The 19,183-nt window shown below is 65.8% G+C and carries 13 protein-coding genes, 1 tRNA gene and 2 pseudogenes; 9 read left to right on the top strand and 7 right to left on the bottom strand.

All coding sequences use genetic code 11. The features are described 5' to 3' along the window. Positions 1-154: 154 nt before the first annotated feature. The 4 genes from AADJ02_RS01910 to AADJ02_RS01895 all read left to right on the top strand — a co-directional run bounded on the left by AADJ02_RS01910 (position 155) and on the right by AADJ02_RS01895 (position 4,034). Positions 155-316, top strand: a complete 162-nt coding sequence (locus AADJ02_RS01910) for a hemin uptake protein HemP (RefSeq protein ID WP_341211405.1) — start codon at positions 155-157, stop codon at positions 314-316. After that, positions 317-571 carry a DUF1289 domain-containing protein gene (locus AADJ02_RS01905; protein WP_341211296.1) on the top strand — a complete coding sequence of 85 codons (255 nt, stop codon included), beginning with the start codon at positions 317-319 and terminating at the stop codon, positions 569-571. Positions 572-742: 171 nt separating this feature from the next. Beyond that, positions 743-1,654, top strand: coding sequence for a deoxyribose-phosphate aldolase (gene deoC, locus AADJ02_RS01900; RefSeq protein WP_341211404.1), 912 nt, complete (start codon positions 743-745; stop codon positions 1,652-1,654). A 13-nt stretch (positions 1,655-1,667) separates the two neighbouring features. After that, complete coding sequence (locus AADJ02_RS01895; RefSeq protein WP_341211295.1) at positions 1,668-4,034, top strand: aldehyde dehydrogenase family protein; 2,367 nt, start codon at positions 1,668-1,670, stop codon at positions 4,032-4,034. Here the strand turns inward: AADJ02_RS01895 and AADJ02_RS01890 are convergent. Both AADJ02_RS01890 and AADJ02_RS01885 read right to left on the bottom strand, forming a co-directional pair. After that, positions 4,022-5,656 carry a GTPase gene (locus AADJ02_RS01890; protein ID WP_341211294.1) on the bottom strand — a complete coding sequence of 545 codons (1,635 nt, stop codon included), beginning with the start codon at positions 5,654-5,656 and terminating at the stop codon, positions 4,022-4,024. The genes AADJ02_RS01895 and AADJ02_RS01890 overlap by 13 nt on opposite strands. Further along, positions 5,653-6,690, bottom strand: a complete 1,038-nt coding sequence (locus AADJ02_RS01885; RefSeq protein ID WP_341211293.1) for a GTPase domain-containing protein — start codon at positions 6,688-6,690, stop codon at positions 5,653-5,655. Before AADJ02_RS01885 ends, AADJ02_RS01890 begins: the two co-directional genes overlap by 4 nt. Before the next feature lie 160 nt (positions 6,691-6,850). On the opposite strand from AADJ02_RS01885, the gene AADJ02_RS01880 reads away from it, so the two are divergent. Then, positions 6,851-6,927: transfer RNA gene (locus AADJ02_RS01880), tRNA-Met, on the top strand. A gap of 201 nt (positions 6,928-7,128) precedes the next feature. Here the strand turns inward: AADJ02_RS01880 and AADJ02_RS01875 are convergent. Further along, positions 7,129-10,143, bottom strand: a complete 3,015-nt coding sequence (locus AADJ02_RS01875) for an ExeM/NucH family extracellular endonuclease (protein ID WP_341211292.1) — start codon at positions 10,141-10,143, stop codon at positions 7,129-7,131. Positions 10,144-10,738: 595 nt separating this feature from the next. Here AADJ02_RS01875 and AADJ02_RS01870 point away from each other — a divergent pair. The 3 genes and pseudogenes from AADJ02_RS01870 to AADJ02_RS01860 form a co-directional block, all read left to right on the top strand. Next, positions 10,739-11,053 carry a PilZ domain-containing protein gene (locus AADJ02_RS01870; protein ID WP_341211291.1) on the top strand — a complete coding sequence of 105 codons (315 nt, stop codon included), beginning with the start codon at positions 10,739-10,741 and terminating at the stop codon, positions 11,051-11,053. A 185-nt stretch (positions 11,054-11,238) separates the two neighbouring features. Then, a complete protein-coding gene (locus tag AADJ02_RS01865) occupies positions 11,239-13,653 on the top strand; it encodes an EAL domain-containing protein (RefSeq protein ID WP_341211290.1) in 2,415 nt (804 codons plus the stop codon). A gap of 65 nt (positions 13,654-13,718) precedes the next feature. Beyond that, positions 13,719-13,826: pseudogene (locus AADJ02_RS01860) on the top strand (IS5/IS1182 family transposase); the annotation flags it as partial. A gap of 165 nt (positions 13,827-13,991) precedes the next feature. Here the strand turns inward: AADJ02_RS01860 and AADJ02_RS01855 are convergent. Both AADJ02_RS01855 and AADJ02_RS01850 read right to left on the bottom strand, forming a co-directional pair. After that, a pseudogene (locus AADJ02_RS01855) lies at positions 13,992-14,183 on the bottom strand (integrase core domain-containing protein); the annotation flags it as partial. Positions 14,184-14,515: 332 nt separating this feature from the next. Continuing rightward, positions 14,516-16,792: an adenosylcobalamin-dependent ribonucleoside-diphosphate reductase gene (locus tag AADJ02_RS01850; protein ID WP_341211289.1), complete on the bottom strand. Its 2,277-nt coding sequence runs from the start codon at positions 16,790-16,792 to the stop codon at positions 14,516-14,518. A 200-nt stretch (positions 16,793-16,992) separates the two neighbouring features. On the opposite strand from AADJ02_RS01850, the gene AADJ02_RS01845 reads away from it, so the two are divergent. Further along, positions 16,993-17,418 (top strand): DUF1489 domain-containing protein, encoded by a 426-nt coding sequence (locus tag AADJ02_RS01845; RefSeq protein WP_341211288.1) that lies wholly within the window; start codon positions 16,993-16,995, stop codon positions 17,416-17,418. On the opposite strand, the gene hisG is transcribed toward AADJ02_RS01845, so the two are convergent. Continuing rightward, positions 17,415-18,107: an ATP phosphoribosyltransferase gene (gene hisG, locus AADJ02_RS01840; protein ID WP_341211287.1), complete on the bottom strand. Its 693-nt coding sequence runs from the start codon at positions 18,105-18,107 to the stop codon at positions 17,415-17,417. The genes AADJ02_RS01845 and hisG overlap by 4 nt on opposite strands. After that, a complete protein-coding gene (locus tag AADJ02_RS01835) occupies positions 18,104-19,183 on the bottom strand; it encodes an ATP phosphoribosyltransferase regulatory subunit (protein ID WP_341211286.1) in 1,080 nt (359 codons plus the stop codon). The genes hisG and AADJ02_RS01835 overlap by 4 nt, the downstream gene beginning before the upstream one ends.

Genomic DNA, 19,183 nt, shown 5'->3' with positions numbered 1-19,183 from the left:
TAGGCTTTGCATAGTGAAACGCTGATGCCCCCGCGGGGCATCGGCACATCCGATTGACAAACCCGATAATTTTTATCAACTATGTCTCGACTGCATGCCAGCCCTTCGAGGGCAAGCCGCGCCACATGCGACCGAGGACATCGCCATGACGCCCATGACCGCCCTGCCCCATCCGATCCGCGCCGAAGAGGCCGAGCTTCCGGTGCACGACGCCCGTGCCCTGACCGGAGATGGAATCCGGGCCCGAATCGAACTCGACGGGCAAAGCTACACGCTGCGCATCACCCGCGCGGGCAAGTTGATCCTGACCAAGTAGATGGCCAAGCTGCCCTCCCCCTGCATCGGCGTCTGCAAGTTCAGGCGCGATGATCATTGCATCGGCTGCTCCATGACACGCGACCAGAAGTCCCTGTCGAAGCTGGCGAAAAAGCCGAAGGCGCGCCGCGCTTTGGTGACGCTGGTGATGGCGCAGCAGGCGGTGATGGGCCGTTATCGGCATTGGGACGAAGCCTACGCCAAGCGCTGCGCCAAGAAGGGCGTCGAGATGCCTGAACGGCCGAAGGCTGCCTGACCTTTCGACAGCTGCCGTCGCGACGCCCTAGGCAGATCACCGTTATCTGTTAGACATTCCGGGTCCACCTTCATGGCCGGAGCCCGACCGATGACCACAGCCGCGCTGCCAGACCAGCCCGAGAGCCTTCCCAACCACGCCCGCAACCTCGGCACGGCGCTTGATGCGTCGATGTTCGAGGGCCACGCCGTCAACCGCTCGGCGGCCGAGCGGCGCGCCGCGTCCCTGACCACCCGCCGGTCGGTCAAGAAGACCCACCAGGCCGCGTGGCTCGTCAACGCGATCCGCTGCATCGACCTCACGACGCTTGCGGGCGACGACACCGAGGGCCGCGTGAATCGCCTCTGCGCCAAGGCGCGCCAGCCGATCGCGCCGCGCATCCTCGACGGGCTTGGCCTGTCGGATATGGCGCTGACCACCGGCGCGGTCTGCGTCTATCCCACCATGGTGCCCCATGCCGTCAAGGCGCTGCGCGGCACGAACATTCCCGTGGCCTCGGTCGCCACCGGCTTTCCGGCAGGGCTGATGCCGCTGCACCTGCGTCTCGAAGAGATCCGCTGGACCGTCGATCAGGGCGCCGACGAGATCGACATCGTCATCACCCGCGAGCATGTGCTGAAGGCCGACTGGGCCGCGCTTTACGACGAGGTCGCGGCGATGCGCGAGGCCTGCGGGCAGGCGCATCTCAAGGCGATCCTCGCCACCGGCGACATCGCCACGCTGCGCAACGTCTATTCCGCCTCGATGGTGGCGATGCAGGCGGGGGCCGACTTCATCAAGACCTCGACCGGCAAGGAGGGCGTCAACGCCACCCTGCCCGTGTCGCTCACCATGGTGCGCGCTTTGCGCGACTATGGCGACGTCACCGGGCACCGCGTCGGCTTCAAGCCTGCAGGCGGCATGAAATCCGCCAAGGATGCGCTGGCGTGGCAGTATCTGATGAAGGAAGAGCTGGGCAACGACTGGCTGCAGCCCGACCTGTTCCGTCTCGGGGCCTCATCCATGCTGGGCGACATCGAACGCCAGCTCGAGCACCACGTCACCGGGCGCTACGCCGCCGCCCACCGTCATTCGCTGGCCTGAGGGAGAGCGCGTCATGAACACGATCACGGACATTCTCGCGACCATGGATTACGGTACCGCCCCCGAAGACAGCGCCATCGTGCGCGATTGGCTCCAGAAGAACGAGACCGGTTTCGGCCATTTCATCGACGGCGCCTTCACGGCACCCGGTGACATGTTCGAGGTCCGCTCCCCCGCCTCGGGCGAGCTGCTGGGCTCGGTCACCCAAGGCAGCGAAGCGGACGTCGATGCGGCCGTGCGCGCCGCCCGTGCGGCCCAGCCCGGCTGGGCACAGCTCTCAGGCCATGAGCGGGCCAAGTATCTCTACGCCATCGCGCGCCACGTGCAGCAGCACGCGCGCTTTCTCGCCGTGCTCGAAAGCCTCGACAACGGCAAGCCGATCCGCGAGAGCCGCGACGCCGACGTGCCGCTCGTCGCGCGCCACTTCTACCACCACGCCGGTTGGGCCGAGCTGCTCGACGACGAGCTTCCCGGCACCGCGCCGCACGGCGTCTGCGGCCAGATCATCCCGTGGAACTTCCCGCTCCTGATGCTGGCATGGAAGGTCGCGCCCGCGCTGGCCGCCGGCAACACCGTGGTGCTCAAACCCGCCGAATACACGCCGCTCACGGCGCTGGCCTTCGCCGAGATCGCGGCCGAGGTCGGGCTGCCCAAGGGCGTGCTCAACATCGTCACCGGCGACGGTCGCACCGGCGCGGCCATCGTCGCGCATGACGGCTTGGATAAAATTGCCTTCACCGGCTCGACCGAAGTGGGCCGTCGCATCCGCCGCGAGACCGCAGGCACGGGCAAGTCGCTGACGCTGGAACTGGGCGGCAAGTCGCCCTTCGTGGTCTTCGCCGATGCCGATCTCGATGCCGCCGTCGAAGGCGTCGCGGACGCCATCTGGTTCAATGCCGGTCAGGTCTGCTGCGCCGGCGCACGGGTTCTGGTGGCCGAAAGTGTCGCCAAGCGCTTCGAAGAACTGCTCGAGAAGCGGATGCGCCAACTGCGTGTCGGCGACCCGCTCGACAAGAACACCGACATGGGCGCGATCGTGCATCCGGTGCAGCTCGAGCGCATTCGCGGCCTCGTCGAGAAGGGCGTGGCCGAGGGAGCCGAGCTGGTGCAGGGCACCGCGCCCGAGGGCTGCTTCTTTCCGCCGACCATCGCGATGAAGGTCGAGCCCGCCTCGACGCTGGCGACCGAGGAGATCTTCGGGCCCGTCGCGACCGTGACCACCTTCCGCACGCCCGAGGACGCGGTGGCGCTGGCCAACAACACCCGCTACGGCCTTGCCGCCTCGATCTGGTCCGAGAACGTCAACCTCTGCCTCGACATCGCGGCGCAGGTGCAGGCGGGCGTGGTCTGGATCAACTGCACCAACGTCTTCGACGCAGGTGCAGGCTTCGGCGGCTACCGCGAAAGCGGCTTTGGCCGCGAGGGCGGGCGCGAGGGCATGATGGCCTATCTCACCCATCCCAAGCCCAAGGCCCGCAAACCCGAAGCCGCCCCGACGGCCCTCGTGGGCCAGCCGGGCGAAGCCGCCCCTGGCAGCGCCGCGCGCATCGACCGCACCGCCAAGTTCTACATCGGCGGCAAGCAGGCACGGCCCGACTCGGGCTACTCCTACACGGTCTCAGGCGCGAACGGCCCGGTGGGCCTTGCCGGTCTGGGCAACCGCAAGGACATCCGAAACGCGGTCGAGGCGGCGCACAAGGCCAAGGGCTGGGGCAAGGCCACGGGCCACAACCGCGCGCAGGTGCTCTACTACGTGGCCGAAAACCTCTCGGCGCGGGGGGCTGAGTTCGCCGAGCGCCTCGTCTCCTTTGGCGCGGGCAAATCGGCGGCACAGGCCGAGGTCGACACCGCGATCCGCCGCTGCTTTTGGTATGCGGCGCAGGCCGACAAGTTCGACGGGGCGGTGCACCAGACCAAGAGCGCGCATGTCACGCTCGCCATGCACGAGCCCTTGGGCGTCTTGGGCATCGCCTGTCCGACCGCGCAGCCGCTCTTGGGCTTCGTCAGCCTCGTGCTGCCCGCGATTGCGATGGGCAACGCGGTCGTGGCGATCCCCAGCCAGACCCATCCGCTGGCCGCGACCGATCTCTATCAGGTGTTCGACACCTCGGACCTGCCGGGCGGGGTCGTCAACATCATCGCGGGCGAGCGTGACGCGATGGCCAAGACGCTGGCCGAGCACGACGACGTGGCAGGCATCTGGTACTTCGGCACCAAGGACGGCGGCCGGATGATCGAGGAGGCCTCGGCGGGCAACCTCAAGCAATCCTGGGTCGAGGACGGGGCTGCGCGCGACTGGCTGGCCAAGGAGGGCCAGGGCCGCGGCTTCCTGCACCGCGCCACGCAGATCAAGAATATCTGGGTACCCTACGGCGAGTGATCGCCCGACGCCTTCGGAGGCACCGGTTTCGCCTCTTCTCCACGCCCGGCCTCTGGCCGGGCGTTCTCGTTTCCGCCCCAGCGACCCAGAAGCTTGCCGCCGATCAGCTTTGCCCCCTGCCATAGCCCGCGACCCGACCGCACGATCTGCGCGTCGCCGGAGCGCGCGTGACGCGCCGCCGCCAGACGCAGACGGTTGCGCTGCACCAGTAGCCCTTCACTCACCGCACCCGACAGGGCGCTGCGCACCGCGTCGAGGTTCCAGTCAGGCTCGAGCGCGCTCACCGGGCGCGGGCGCAGCCCCCCCATGTCCTGCGCGATGGCATCCATCGCCTCACCGATACGGTCACGCACCTCGCGGGGCATCTGGTGCTCGGGGTATGGCCAGTCGGGGGCCAGCCGGTCCACAGCCGTCGCCACCGGCAACACGGGAGGCCGTCGCCTGTCGGGGTGCTCGGTGAACCATGCCTCGAACGCCTCATGGAGCGCGACATCCGCCGCGCGGCCGGGACGGTTGGCGCGCAGAACCCACAATACCATGTCGCTTTGCGTCATCTCGTCGAGCAGCATCCGCTGCCGGGCCGCCGCACCGTCGATGCCCTGCGTGTCGAGCAGCAAGCAATCGGTGCCGTCTATCGCCGCCTCATAGGCCATGACGCCTTCGGTGGTGGCCGCCATGTCGGTCTCGGTACGATCCTCTCCCAGAAGCGCGTTGATCAGGGTCGACTTGCCCGCGCTGACCTGCCCCAGCACCAGCACGCGCAGCGGCGCGTCGGGCTGTGCCAGCCGGGCCTTGTCGGCGCGAGTTTCGTCGAGCTGAAACTGCAACAGCTCTGCATCCGAGAACCTGAGCCGTCCCGAGTAAAGCTCCACGGCGGCATGGGCCACCTCCTCGAGCAGCACCGCTTGCAGCACCCCCATCATCTGCGTGCCGAGGTAGGACGAGTTGCCGCCCGCCATCAGCCACTCCACCTCGCGCAGCACGCCTTTGGCAGGGTTGAGCGCGAAGCGCAGCACCCGGTGCCCGGCAAAGGCCGCGTCCATCGCCAGCTGGGCCCGGCCGCGATGTTTCCAAATCCAGTGGATCGTGTGCAGCGAGATCCGGTCCGAGAATGGCACATGGCGGCGCAGGTGGTCGCGGTAGCGCGAGGCGGCCCGCTCGGTCAGCAAGAGCGCCTCGGGCAACGTGAAATCGAGCGCCTTGCGGTCCTCCTGCCCCATGCCCTTGGCGATGTCGTCGATCACCGACAGCGCAAGGTCCGGCAGTTCGGCCCAGGCTACCGGCTCGGTGGTCTCGCGCTCGATCCGGTCACGGGCGGCGCGGAAGGCGGTGCGCTCCGTGTCGGACCAGACCGGGTCGGATTCGACCTTCATCTCGCCCATCAGCATTGACGGTGCCTCGCCTCCGCCGGGACGCCTTCGTGCAAACCAGCGCATGCCGAAGGCCAGCGCCGCAATGGCGATGGAGACGCCAAGATACGGCAGCAACCAATCGTGCTCGGTCAGCCAAAGGAACCCAAGCAGGAATGGCACGAGAAACGGCAGCGCCAGCGACACCGCGATCAGCAACCGATCCCAACGCAGCAGCGCACCGCGCATCCGGGCGAGTGGGCGGCGCTTCACCGTCGCCGCCCCGCCCGGCTCAGCGCCTCGCGGTAGATCGCACGCAACTCCGCTTCCGGTACCGGATCGCCCGACGCTTCCGCTGCGAGCCAGCGATGCGCGGCCCGGCCCAGCGCATAGGTCGCGGCAAAGCTCGCCGCGCCGGCAGCGGCAGCCCCCAGCGTCTGACCCGCAACCGGCACCAGCTTGAACGCCTGACGCAGCGCGTAGCTCGCGCCAAATCGCAGCGCCGCGCCAAGCCCGAGTGCGGCGGCGAACTCGGCCGCGCGCGCACCGCTCCAATCGACGCCGTGGTGGCGCGCCAGCGAGTGCAGCATCGCCGCCTGCAGCCCCGGTACTGTGACCACGCCCAAGAGCGGCGCGAGATCGGTCGCCGCCGCCGCCCCGGCAAAGCGCAGCACCTCGCCGCGCACCGCCGCAAAGCCGTCGCTCTGCTCCCCGGCTGAGACCCGACCCAAAAGCAGTGCCACCTCGGGCATGGTTTCGCCCAACAGGTCACACAGAGCTTCGAGGCCCTCGGTCTCGTCTGGCCCAAGCGACAGCACCAGCCCCGGCAGTTCACCACCTGCTGCGGTCTCCAGCCGGGCCTGCGTGGCGGCACGAGCACGGAACCGGGCCTGCTCATCGGGCACCTCGCCCGCCGCCGTGTGCAGCACGATGACCCGGATGCCCGGCTTGCGGCGCCGCACCTCGCGCAGCGCGGCCTCGAGATCCGACTGCGCCGGATCATCGAGCCGCGCGAGCGCGAGGATCGCGTGACTGCGCGCCTCGCACTGCGCCAGATCCTCGGCGGCGTCATAGCCGGCCTCGCCCAAGCCCCGCGTGTCGAGAAACCGCATCAAGGGTTGGTCCTGAGGGAAATCGAACACGTCCGCGTTGCGGGTGCTTGGCGCAAAGCCCGACCCCAGTTCGATCTCATCGAGCCCGGTCAGCGCCCGCACCAGCGAAGATTTTCCAGCCCCTGTCTTGCCCAAGAGCCAGACCACAGGAAGCGGTCGCGCGATCGGGTCTGTTTCGGTCAGGGGGTCGGACATGGGGTGGACGGGCCTTTGGCGGAAGCGGGACACGGCACTGAAGCATGGCCGCACTACCCGGACAACTCACCGCCACGCGCCTCGGTTCGTGACCGTGATATTTTCCGTGGTTTTCGACTTGACGCCCCCGCGCCGCTGTCATACTTCCGGCCTCGCTTCAGGCGGAGTAGCTCAGTTGGTTAGAGCAGCGGAATCATAATCCGCGTGTCGGGGGTTCAAGTCCCTCCTCCGCTACCAAGCACCCCCAATAGATAATCATATCTGCAGCTCTGTTGATGGCGTGGATGCCATGTCGGCGGCGCTGCTTGTGGCGTTGTTCAATGCAATCCCACTGGCCCACAGGCCTATGCGTTCTACCGACATGGACGCCGCGCCGCCTGGGGCATCCTAAAACATTCGGGGCGGCGCCCATTCGGCGACCACCCCAAATGCAATTGATCACACGAAAGCCATGTCTCCTTCGTTGATGAAGGTGATGTCGGCAAGGTCATCCACGAACTTTACGAAGATCTCGTCCTCGTCGCCTGCCAGCACGATCTTGAGATGGTTGCCCGCCTCTCGCGCACCGGCGATCCGTGCGCCGCCAAGGTCGATTACGTCGAGACCGACCTCGTAATCCATGATCATCTCGCGCTCGCGCACGCCGTTCGAGGTCTCGGCCCCGAAGACGAAGCGGTCCGCGCCCGCGCCCCCCGTCACCTTGTCGAGCCGCCCTGCCCCGCTGGCGATCAGATCGCGCCCATCCCCGCCCGACAGCCTGTCGTTCTTGTCGCTGCCACCCGCCACGATGTTGAAGGTCGGTGCGAGGTCGAGCCCGACCAGAATCGGGTCGTGGTCCGAGGCGCGGTAGGCGTTGGGCTCGTAGAGATCGTTGCCCGATGGCTCCTCCTCGAAGCTGCGCTCGCCCGGATCGCGCACATCGTCGTTGTAGTCGAACAGCGGCACCTCGTCGGCGTTGATGTGCCAGGCCGTCGCTCCGGTGACCTGCAAGGCGAGGCCGGTGTTGGCCAGCGCATAATCGAGCGTACCGAGCTGCCCGTCGAAGAGATAGCTGTAGGCCGCGTCGCCCGCATGGGCCGCCAGCAGATCCACGAAGTCGTCGGCGGTGCCGGCGGTGTCGTCGGCGCCCTGCCGGATCGCCGTGATCGGGTCCTCCATGGCATAGGAGTTCAGATCGCCTAGGATCAGCTGGTCGGCATCGCCCGATGCGGTCGGATCGCTGGCGAGCCAATCGACGAGGGCGGCGGCCGCATCGGTGCGGATCTGGTCATTGTTGCCAGAGCCATCCCCGTTGGAAGCATCGCCTTCGAAAATCGATCCCTTGGACTTCAGATGGTTGACGGCGGCGGTAAAGGTGCCGGTGGTCTCGATCTCCTCGAAGGTCTGCGCCAGTGCGGGCCGGTTCGCCCCGTCGCGGAACCGCGCGTCGACGGATTCGTCGAGGATCGCGTAATCGCCCACAGGTCGGACCTTGGTCTGATCGTAGATCAACGCCACCTTGATCGCATCGGTGCCGATCAGGCCGGTGTCGACATAGGCATAGGTATCGGCTCCGACCCGGGCGTTGAGCGCCTCCACCAAAACCGCGGTAGCCGCGCCATCGTCGTTCTCGATCTCGAGCAGACCCACCACCTGTGCGTCGAGCTTGGCCAAGGCATCGACGATCTTGTCGGTCTGTCGCTCCAGCTCGGCCGTGCTGTTGGCTCCGCGCGGGCTCAGGCCGGTGGCCGTCGTGCTCGATCCATCGTCGAGCGTGGTGAAGTAGTTCAGCACGTTGAACGACGCGGCCTTGAGCGATCCGCCCACATCCTCGGGCGCGTCGGTCCGCTCGTTGACGAGTGTGAATTCCGCCGGATCGGCGTCGGTCGGGCGAAGGCGCCAGGCGTCGGTGCCGGATTGACCTGCATAGGACCAATGCAGCACTCCAGTGAGGTCGGTGATCACATCGCCGCCGCGAAAGAAATCCTCGCCTTGGGTGCCGGTCGAGAACCCGTCGGGCTGCGGGTAGAAGATCTTTCCATCCGGCGTCGCGGCGTTCTGGGTGTTGTTGCCGTCGTCGAGGATGATGCGCCGGGTTGCCAGATCCTCGAGGTAGGCCTCGTAGCCCGCCGCATCGGGTGCGTTGAGCTGGGTGTACTGGTAGGGCCGCGCGCCTTCGTAGAGCGTGACCTGCCCATAGCGCGCCAGCTCGAAATACTCCGAGACGACCATATCCTGCTCGAAGCTGATCTTCATGCCTTCGAACTGCTCGAGCGCGGTCAGATCCTCGTTGCCGCCATAGTCCGCGCGGTTGAGGACCGGCACGTCGATGAGGCCCAAGCCGTTGCCTGCGTCGATGATCTCGATGGTGGCCCCGCGGCCCTCGGCGCTGATCTGGGTCATGCCATAGTTCTCGCCGACAGTGCCCGTGACGGAGACCGTATAACCCTCGGCCACGGTAAAGCCGCCGGGCGCATAGACGAAAATGCCTTCGGAGGAGCGTAGATCGCCGTCGCTGTCGGCGGCCTCCTCCTGCACAAAGAAGCCGTGAAGATCGGGGAAGGTCGCGGTGACGATGCCTTCGATCCGAACCTCTTCGCCATCGAGCGGTGAGGAGCCCGCGTCGCCGAAGCGGTTGACGACTTGGGTGTCGGGGGTGCCCTGAATGGTCGAGATCAGCACCAGTTCTGCCGCCTCGGGCTCGGGTTCGGTCGGTGGCGGCGTGCCGATGGTCGTGCCGGTAAGCTGGATGTTGTCGAAGCGGTTGTTGCCCGAGGTCGAGGTCGCCCCGTCGAGTGTAAAGCGGATGATCGCATCCGACGCCCCGTCGAGCAGGGTACCCGCATCCGCTGTCTCAGTGGTCCAAGTGCTTGTCAGATCGCCGCTGTCGGTGAAGATTTCGGTGAAGGTTACGCCGCCGTCGGTCGAAACCGAGACGATCCGGCTGTCAAAGCCCGTGCTCGTGCCGCGATTGGCCCAAGTGATGTCGACATTGCTCCAGTCGGTGAGATCGGCCCGGATGTCGAAATAGGCGTCGTTGTTGCCGCTGCCCGTGACGGTCAGGGACCCGCCGCCAAAAGTGCCATCGGGCCGGTTCAAATCGGTGCCGCCGAACGAGCCCCAGTTGTTCGAACTGGAGGTGGCGAAGTTGTCGCCCGCAAGGCCGGTCAGATCGAGATGGGCACCATAGGTGCTCGCATCGGGCACGTCGTGGTCACCGGGATCGGGTGCGCCGATCAGCGCCCCTGCGCCCGCGCTCGCCACCGGAAACAGCGCCTCGATGCCCGGAAGCTGCGGGGTGATGCCGGACATCGGCCCGGCGGGATCGTAGAACCCGTCATCGAAGCGGTTGTTGTCCAGCATGAAACCGAACTGTGACCGCGCGTTTTCATCATCATTGGTCAGGTTCAGCAGGTCGCCGTCGTTGTCGCTATTGTTGAAGCTCCACCACGCCAGCAGGGTCTGTTCGCTCATGCCTCGGTTCTCCGTTGACATTCTCGGACCATGCGCGGCCCTCCCAATGGGGGCGAGTAAACGGGCAGGACTCCCATGCGGCAAGAAAACTCGTTCGGGATTTACTCGACGTTAGGGTGCGGGGTGTATGAGGATACATTGGCAAAAGCCGCCTCGCACCGAGCCTTGGGTAGCGCGCCAACCCCATGTTCCGCATGGATCTTTTTCTAGAGGCACCACATTTCGAAACTGTCTTGCAATGGCCGGCCCCTGACCATTCGATGCGAAGCCTGATCCGTTCGGTCGCATCGGTAGCGTCGCCGATTGCCCCCAAATGCGTCCGGGACGCCGTTCGGCGGCGGCGTGCTTCAGGACAGTCAGACCCCTAGGCCCCCCAAAGCCGACCGATGTCGCGGGGTCCGTTCGACGCCGATCAATTGCCAAAATCTTGATCGCATTGCCATGTTTTCCACCTGAAAATTTACGAATTTGTGCAACAGTCTAGGGAATTTTCCGCAGGCCTGTGTTCCACGAAGCGGATGCAGCCGAATATGCCGGGTGCGGATCCCCGCAAAATTGGAATCACAACGAGTACCCCGCCATGCGTTACCGCAACATGCGTTATCCCGCGGACAGCGAATGCCGCGTCGAGCAGAACGGAGCGGTCAGCCGCGTGCGCCTCGTCGACATCAGCCCCTCCGGGGCCCGGATCAAGGGCCTGCCGGCGGCGCAGAGCGACACCCGGATCATCCTGTGTCACGCGTTTCGACGCATCTCCGCTCAGGTCATCTGGTCGAACGATCGCTACACCGGCGTGCGGTTCTCGATGCCGCTCAGCCCGCAGGAGGTCAACGACATCCGGGGCGTCCTGTCCTCCGGGCCGGGGAGCTTCGGCTCCCAAGGCAACCATGGCTTTCGCGAAATGACCTGAGTACTGGCTCTCGAGGCCAGCCCCCGTCTCCATGCCAGTCAAAATCGCCGCTCCGGTCACCCTGACCGGAGCGGCGATTTCACATATTCCGATTGCCTGTTGGACTGCGACGAAAGCACCAATTACGCCATCATTCGGTCGAACTCCCCCGTCAATCAAAGACGAAATAGACGGGGGTTAAGAAAATGTTCATGTCGCTCGTGCAGGGGCTTTTGCACACTCAGGCCGAATTCGTATTGATGGCGGCCATCGTCTGCTCGGCGATGGCGGTGACGCTGGTCATACTGATGCGCAATGCCGCCCTGCTCGAAGGCCGGGCCCGGTTCGTGCCGCTGACCTGGGTCGCCGTCGTGGCGGGTCTGGGCGTCTGGACCACGCATTTCATTGCGATGGTCGGCTACCGCCCCGGCGCGTCGGTGAGCTATGAGCCCGGCATCACCGCGCTTTCAGCGGCGGTCAGCATCCTGTTCGTGGGCCTGCCCCTGTCGGCGGCCTGCCTGCTTCAGCAGCGTTGGTCGCGCGCCGCGATGGGCGCTCTGGCCGGGGCCGGTGTGGGTGCCATGCATTTCACCGGCATGATGGCCATGCAAAGCCCCATGCATCACCAATCCGGCACGACGCTTCTGGCGATCCTGCTGGGCGTTGCGTTCTTCGCGCCGGCGATGGCGGTCAAGGGTGTGAGCCAACGCGCCCGTCTGCTGCGTGGCACGGGCCTGGTACTCGGCGTTTGCCTGCTGCACTTCACCGCCATGTCGGGCCTCTCGGTCAACGTCATCGGCCAAGGCGCTTTCGGAATGGATCGTCAGCTCCTGTCGATCTTTACCGGCCTCACCGCCTTGGCGCTGTGCTATGCGGCGATGACGGCGATGGTGAACCGACGCCGCCTGATGACGGCGCAGCAGGCGATCGAGCGCAAGGAAGCCTCCTTCCTCGCAGCGCTGCAGAACATGTCCAACGCGCTGGTCATGATCGACACCGACCACGTGATCACCGCGATCAACCAGCGCAGCTATGAGCTGTTCGACATCGACGAGGCCGAGATCGGCGCGGGCGACACGCTCGATCAACTGATGTCGGTCATCGGACGCCAGCGCAGCTGGGAAAGCGAGCGTCTCGCCGCCACGATCGAAACCCACCTCAAACGCCTGTGCAAGAGCGACATGTTGCGCGACGAAGAGGAGTTCGCCAACGGCAAGGTGCTGTGCATCTCGAGCCGCAAGGTGCCCAGCGGCGAGGTGGTGATCACCTTCGACGACTTTACCGAACACCGGGCCGCGCAGGCCAAGATCGCGCATATGGCCTTTCACGACGCGCTGACTGGCCTGCCCAACCGCCGCAGCTTTCGCGACCACATGGCCACGCTCAGCCCCGATCGGCACCAGCGGGCGCTGCTGATGATCGATCTCGACCACTTCAAGGTCGTCAATGACACGCTGGGCCATCCTGTGGGCGACGGCCTGCTGGTGCAGGTCGCGCGCCGCCTTCTCGACGCGGCCGGTTCCTCGGCCACGGTGTTTCGTCTGGGCGGCGACGAGCTTGTGGCCGTGCTCAACGGCGCGGGCGAGGTCGAAGCACTGGAGACCGGGCGTCGCATCATCGAGAGCATCGGTGCGCCCTATGACGTGGACGGCCATACCATCACCATTGGCTGCAGCATCGGTGCCAGCCTGACCGGCGACGGCATCGGCGCCTCCGAGGCGCTGCAGCGTGCCGATCTGGGCCTCTACCGAGCCAAGAATCTCGGCCGCAATCGCGTGCAGTTCTACGAGGAAGGCATGATGGAGCAGGCCCTTGAACGCCGTCAGACCGAGAGCGATCTGGCGCAGGCGCTCAAGTGCGACGAGTTCGAGCTCGACTACCAGCCGATCTTCCGCCTGTCGGACCGCTCCATTCTGGGCTTCGAAGCGCTGATCCGCTGGCGCCACCCGGTGCGCGGCCTCGTCTCCCCCGCCGATTTCATCCCGCTGTGCGAAGAGAACGGCATGATCGTCCAGATCGGCGAATGGGTGATCGAGGAAGCCTGTCGCCAGCTCTCGGAATGGTCCGAAGACATCCATATCGCGATCAACGTCTCGCCGGTACAAATGCGTCTTCCCTCGATCGTCGATGTGGTGCGCTCTGCGCTGGAACGGCACGGGCTGGCCGCCACCCGACTGACGCTCGAGCTGACCGAGACGGCGCTGGTGCGCGACGGTGCGCATCTGGCGCGCAACCTGATCGCGCTGCGCGCGATGGGTGTGAAGATCGCGATGGACGATTTCGGAACCGGCTATTCTTCCTTCACGCACCTGCGCGACTTCGAGCTCGACCAGATCAAGATCGACCGCAGCTTCATCAACGTGTCGCAGACCGACCACAAGGCTTGGGCCGTGGCGCAGGCGGTGACAAACATGGCGCGCGAGCTGTCGGTCGGCGCGGTGGGCGAAGGGGTCGAGACCTCCGAGCAGATCACGCGGTTGATGCAACTTGGCTGCGACGTCGCGCAGGGCTTCCACCTTGGTCGGCCGGTCAACGGCGAAAAGGCGAGCCGCCTGCTGGCCGACACCCGAGCCGCCGCGCAAGACGTCTTCGTTGGCAAGGAGAGTTTTGCGGCCGAGTAAGCGTTGTTTCAAAGCTCTGCGTCTGACGGTTCTCATGGAGGATCAGCCACTTGGATGTGCGGCATATGAAGCCTGCATCCTCCCGCTATCGCACGACAAACTGGCCCGCCTGTCATGCCACGCTGCAGAAGCGCGGCTCTCTGACAATCTGGCTTGATCCCGAGATGGTTTGGACACCGCCCCCGAGGCCGTGTCCCAAGGCGTGGTGTAGCGGGGGCGGCCATCTGGTTTCTCGGTAGGGTCGGATTGTAGAAGCCGACCTGAAGCGAGGGATGTGCCCGATGACCAAACTTATGATGGCTAATAAGCTGCCCCAACTGAGCGCTCCCAGTTAATTGCTAGTGTATGGTCGGCCTCCGGGCGACTGGCACGATGCTTTCCGGCGCTGGTGGGCGTTGGCTCATTGAGCTGTGAGGCCGGACCGTGTTGTAGCGCCTTTGCCACCGCTCGATCAGGATCTGCGCCTCGCACATTGAGTAGAAAACTTCTCCATCAAGCAGCTCGTTGCGGAAGCGGGCGTTGAAGTTCTCGATCCGATTGGATGGTGGTCGCGGCGAGATCGTCCTTCCAGAAAACGTTCGCTCCACTGCGCTGCCTATCCTTGGAAGCGGGATGGTCATGGCAGGAACTGCTGTCGCCGACCTTCGGCCTACAGCAGCTGAGGTTCTCCGACGGAGACACTGAGCACGAGAACCTCTTCCTATGGCCGACCCTCGAACGTCACTTTCTGTGCCAGTGGCCCAAACGAGAATGACCCCGGCTTGTCTGCCGGGGTCATCGAAGAAAGCGCTTAACGTGCAACTCGCAGGCTTATGCCTTCAATTCGCACTCATATGCCTTTCTGGCAATGAGCCCACCTACATCACCCACACTTAGAGTGACCGCAGCTTCCGCAGGTCATGCAGCCTTCGACCATGCGCAGCTCATAGCCGCCGCAAGAGGGGCAGGACTTGCCGCGGGGGCCGTCGAGGTTGACGACCTGCTGCTGTGGATCCTCCTTGAGGCCCTGACCCTCACCGGCAAGGAAGCCCGTGGAGATCATGTGCTTTTCGATCACGCCGCCGATCGCCGCGAGGATCGAAGGCACATACTTGCCCTTGATCCAGGCGCCGCCGCGCGGGTCGAACACGGCCTTGAGTTCTTCCACCACGAAGGACACGTCGCCGCCGCGCCGGAACACCGCCGAAACCATCCGGGTCAGCGCCACGGTCCAGGCGAAATGCTCCATGTTCTTGGAGTTGATGAACACCTCGAAGGGCCGACGATGGCCGCCGACGACGAGATCGTTGACGGTGATGTAGATCGCGTGCTCCGAGTCCGGCCACTTCAGCTTGTAGGTGGCCCCCTCCAGCTCGGCGGGCCGGTCGAGCGGCTCGGACATGTAGATCACCTCGCCGCCGGTGGGTTCGGCCGGCGCGGATTTCGCCTCGGGTGCCTTGGCAGGCTCGGAGACCGACAGCACCGAGCCGGTGATGTCATTGGGGCGGTAGGTGGTACAGCCCTTGCAGCCTGTCTCATAGGCTTCCATGTAGACGTCCTTGAACGCCTCGAAGGAGATGTCCTCGGGGCAGTTGATCGTCTTGGAGATCGAGCTGTCGATCCACTTCTGCGCCGCGGCCTGCATCTTCACGTGGTCCATCGGGGCCAGAGTCTGGGCGTTCACGAAGTAGTCGGGCAACTCGCGGTCGCCGAACTTCTCGCGCCAAGCCTGCACGGCGTAATCCACGACCTCTTCCTCGGTGCGCGAGCCATCTTTCTGAAGCACCTTGCGGGTGTAGGCATAGGCAAACACCGGCTCGATCCCCGAGGACACGTTGCCCGCATAGAGCGAGATGGTGCCGGTGGGCGCGATCGAGGTCAAAAGCGCGTTGCGGATGCCGTGCTTGGCGATCGCGTCACGCACGTCCTTGTCCATCTGCATCATGTTGCCGGTGGCAAGGTACTTCTTGGCATCGAACAGCGGGAAGGCGCCCTTCTCCTTCGCCAGCTCCACGCTCGCGAGGTAGGCGGCGCGCGCGATGCGCTTCATCCAGGCCTCGGTCTGCGCCGCCGCCTCGTCCGAGCCATAGCGCAGCCCGACCATAAGGAGCGCATCGGCAAGACCGGTGACGCCAAGGCCGATGCGGCGCTTGTTGCGGGCCTCTTCGGCCTGCGCGGGCAGCGGGAAGTTGGAGGCGTCGACGACGTTGTCCATCATCCGCACGGCCATGGCGACGAGATCGTCCAGCTCGGCCTCGTCGAGCTTCGCGCCGTCCTCGAACGCGTTCCGGACCAGCTTTGCCATGTTGATCGAGCCGAGCAGGCAGGCGCCATAGGGCGGCAGCGGCTGCTCTCCGCAGGGATTGGTGGCGGAAATGCTCTCGCAATAGCCAAGGTTGTTCATCTGGTTGATGCGGTCGATGAAGATCACGCCGGGCTCGGCCTGCTCATAGGTCGACTTCATGATCGCGTTCCACAGGTCGCGCGCCTGCACGGTCTTGTAGACGCGGTCCTTGAAGACGAGATCCCACGCGCCGTCGGACTTCACCGCTTCCATGAACGGGTCGGTGACCAGCACCGACATGTTGAACATGCGCAGGCGGGCCGGGTCGGACTTGGCGGTGATGAAGGCCTCGACGTCCGGGTGGTCGCAGCGCATCGTCGCCATCATCGCGCCGCGGCGCGAGCCTGCCGACATAATGGTGCGGCACATCGCGTCCCACACATCCATGAACGACAGCGGACCCGAAGCATCGGCGGCCACACCCTTCACCTCGGCGCCGCGCGGCCGGATGGTCGAGAAGTCATAGCCGATGCCGCCGCCCTGCTGCATGGTCAGGGCCGCTTCCTTCAGCATGTCGAAGATGCCCGACATCGAATCGGGCACGGTGCCCATGACGAAGCAGTTGAACAGCGTCACCGAGCGCGCGGTGCCGGCACCGGCGGTGATCCGGCCCGCGGGCAGGTAGCGGAAATCCTCGAGCGCGCCGTAGAACTTGCCCTCCCAGAGCGCGGGGTCCTTCTCGGGGGCCGCCAGCGCACGGGCGATGCGGCGCCAGCTGTCTTCGACCGAGCCGTCGATCGGCGTGCCGTCGCTTTCCTTGAAGCGATACTTCATGTCCCAGATCTGCTCGGCGATGGGCGCGGAAAAACGGGTCATGAGGGCGGTCCTTCGGCTTGAAACGTATTGGAAATTCTTGAGGGACTCAGGTCCCGACGGTCACCGTGGATATAGGGGATTATAGCACGTCTCAAGCTACAGATTGTGTTTGACACAGCCTTATCCACAAGAAATTGCGGTTTTGTCACAACACGAAATCGCGACTTGCGGCCCCCTGCTTCGCCTCCTAAGTCCCGTTCATGCCCTTGCACCTCATCAAACTTTCGGTCGGAACCGAAGATGTCTCCGATCTCGCGGCTTGGCAGGCCGACCGACGGGGCCAGACCTCGGACGGGTTGCCGCGCCACGTCACCCGCATGTGGCCCAAGCGTACCGAGGAGGTGCTAGACGAGGGATCGATCTACTGGGTGATCAAGGGGGTGATCCTGTGCCGTCAGCGTGTGATCCGCTTTGACGAGGTGGATCGAGGCGACGGCATCCGCCGCTGCGCCATCGTCTGCGACCCCGATCTCAAGCGCGTCGCGGCGACGCCCAAGCGGGCATTCCAAGGCTGGCGCTATCTCAAGCCCGAGGATGCGCCGCGCGACCTCGCGCCGGGGCGCGAGGCCGAAGAGCCGCTGCCACCCGCGCTGCAGGCCGCATTGGCCGAGATCGGCGTTCTTTAGAGACCGAGTTTGTCCTCGAGCGCGTCGAGCGTGGCGCGGTGACGATCCGACCAGTCGGCCGTGCTCGACCGGAACAGCGTCGCCTGGCTCGAATGGATCATCCCGTCCGACAGGATCTTGAGCCCGTTGGCGCGCAGTGTCTCGCCGGTCGAGGTGATGTCCGCAATCGCCTCGGCGGTCTCGTTGCGCACCACGCCCTCGGTCGCGCCCTGACTGTCGACGAGCTGATAGTCGGCCACGCCCTGCTCGCGCAGGAACTCACGCGTCAAGCGGTGGTACTTGGTGGCGATGCGCAGCCGAAAGCCGTGCTGGCGCCGAAACGCGGCGGCCACGGCGTCGAGATCGTCGAGCGTGTCGACATCGACCCAGGATTGCGGCACCGCGATCACCAGATCGGCACCGCCGAAACCCATATGCGCCAACTCGCGCAGGCGCAGGTCCCAGCCCGCGACCTTTTCGCGCACGAGGTCCGATCCGGTGACGCCCAGATGCAGCCGGCCAGCGGCCAGCTCGCGCGGGATCTCTCCGGCGGAGAGCAGCGCCAGCTCGACACCCTCGATGCCCTCGACCACGCCCGCGTATTCGCGGTCGTTGCCGTTCTTGCGCAGCGTGAGGCCACGCGCGCCGAACCAGTCGAAGGTCTTTTCCATGAGCCGTCCCTTGGACGGCACGCCGAGACGGATCGTCATGCCCGGCCCTCCCTGATCTGCACCACGAGCTCGGGGCGGATCACCCCGCCGACGGCGGGCACGGCGCGCCCCTGTCCAAGCTGCCGGGTCAGCGCATCATAACGCCCACCGGTCGCCACGGGCGGCAGGTCTGCGCGCGTGGGCGATTGGAAGCCGAAGACGAAGCCGTCATAATACTCGAGCGTGGTGCGACCGAAGCTGCCCTCGAAGGGCAGCGCGTCCACGTCGACGCCGCGCGCCGACATCGCGTCGAGCCGACGGGTCAGGCCGGTCACCGCGTCGCCGATGGCTGGCATGTCGACGGCGATGTCGCGCAGGCTCGACAGCACGTTGGGCGCGGTCTCGCGCAGGTCGAGGATCATGTCGATCAGCTCCATCTCCTCTTCGGAGATGGGTCGCGTCTCGGCCTCCTCGCGCAGCGTGACGATGCGCGCCTCGACCTCCTCACGCGTGCGGCGGCCCAATACCGGACCCGCACTCTCGAACGGATCCGCGGCAGCCAGAAGCGCCTTGCGATGCGCAGGCAGCGGCGTACGTGCGCCGTAGCGGTCAAGCAGCGCGCGGAAGCGGCGGGGCCGCCAGACATGACGCAAAAGCGCGCCCTTGCGCGCGTCGGAGGTCTTCAGCCCCCGCACGGCGGCCATCAGGATGCCGATGTCGCCGGTCGAGGGCCGCAGTTCCAAGCCGGTCAGCGCCTCCGCGATGGTGGCAAAGACTTCGGCATCGGCCTGCGCCGGATCGCCGCCAAAGATCTCGAACCCCGCCTGCAGGAACTCGATCGGCCGCGCCGGATCGGTCTCCTGCCGCCGGAACACCTCGCCTGCGTAGCAGTAGCGGGCGGGATCGCCGCCCTCGTCCATATGCGCGCGCACGACCGGCACGGTGAAGTCCGGGCGCAGCATCATCTCGCCGCGCAGCGGGTCGGCAGTGACATAGGCGCGCGCGCGGATGTCCTCGCCGTAAAGGTCGAGCAGCACGTCGGCGGGCTGCAGGATCGAGGTGTCGACCGGCTGCGCACCGGTGGCCTCGAAGATCGCCGAGAGCCGCGCGGCCTCGGCGCGAGCGGGGGCGCCCAT

Source organism: uncultured Limimaricola sp., assembly GCF_964022235.1.
Taxonomy (GTDB): Bacteria; Pseudomonadota; Alphaproteobacteria; order Rhodobacterales; family Rhodobacteraceae; genus Limimaricola.
Note: the sequence above shows the minus strand (reverse complement) of the source record. Positions and strands in the feature narration are given on the sequence as shown.

What these genes read in the sequence shown, in the direction of transcription:
- AADJ02_RS01910 (WP_341211405.1), top strand. Translation starts at nt 155, where the DNA reads ATGACCGCCCTGCCCCATCCGATCCGCGCCGAAGAGGCCGAGCTTCCG.
- AADJ02_RS01905 (WP_341211296.1), top strand. Translation starts at nt 317, where the DNA reads ATGGCCAAGCTGCCCTCCCCCTGCATCGGCGTCTGCAAGTTCAGGCGC.
- deoC (WP_341211404.1), top strand. Translation starts at nt 743, where the DNA reads ATGTTCGAGGGCCACGCCGTCAACCGCTCGGCGGCCGAGCGGCGCGCC.
- AADJ02_RS01895 (WP_341211295.1), top strand. Translation starts at nt 1,668, where the DNA reads ATGAACACGATCACGGACATTCTCGCGACCATGGATTACGGTACCGCC.
- AADJ02_RS01885 (WP_341211293.1), bottom strand. Translation starts at nt 6,690, where the DNA reads ATGTCCGACCCCCTGACCGAAACAGACCCGATCGCGCGACCGCTTCCT.
- AADJ02_RS01875 (WP_341211292.1), bottom strand. Translation starts at nt 10,143, where the DNA reads ATGAGCGAACAGACCCTGCTGGCGTGGTGGAGCTTCAACAATAGCGAC.
- AADJ02_RS01870 (WP_341211291.1), top strand. Translation starts at nt 10,739, where the DNA reads ATGCGTTATCCCGCGGACAGCGAATGCCGCGTCGAGCAGAACGGAGCG.
- AADJ02_RS01865 (WP_341211290.1), top strand. Translation starts at nt 11,239, where the DNA reads ATGTTCATGTCGCTCGTGCAGGGGCTTTTGCACACTCAGGCCGAATTC.
- AADJ02_RS01850 (WP_341211289.1), bottom strand. Translation starts at nt 16,792, where the DNA reads ATGACCCGTTTTTCCGCGCCCATCGCCGAGCAGATCTGGGACATGAAG.
- AADJ02_RS01845 (WP_341211288.1), top strand. Translation starts at nt 16,993, where the DNA reads ATGCCCTTGCACCTCATCAAACTTTCGGTCGGAACCGAAGATGTCTCC.
- hisG (WP_341211287.1), bottom strand. Translation starts at nt 18,107, where the DNA reads ATGACGATCCGTCTCGGCGTGCCGTCCAAGGGACGGCTCATGGAAAAG.
- AADJ02_RS01835 (WP_341211286.1), bottom strand. Translation starts at nt 19,183, where the DNA reads ATGGGCGCCCCCGCTCGCGCCGAGGCCGCGCGGCTCTCGGCGATCTTC.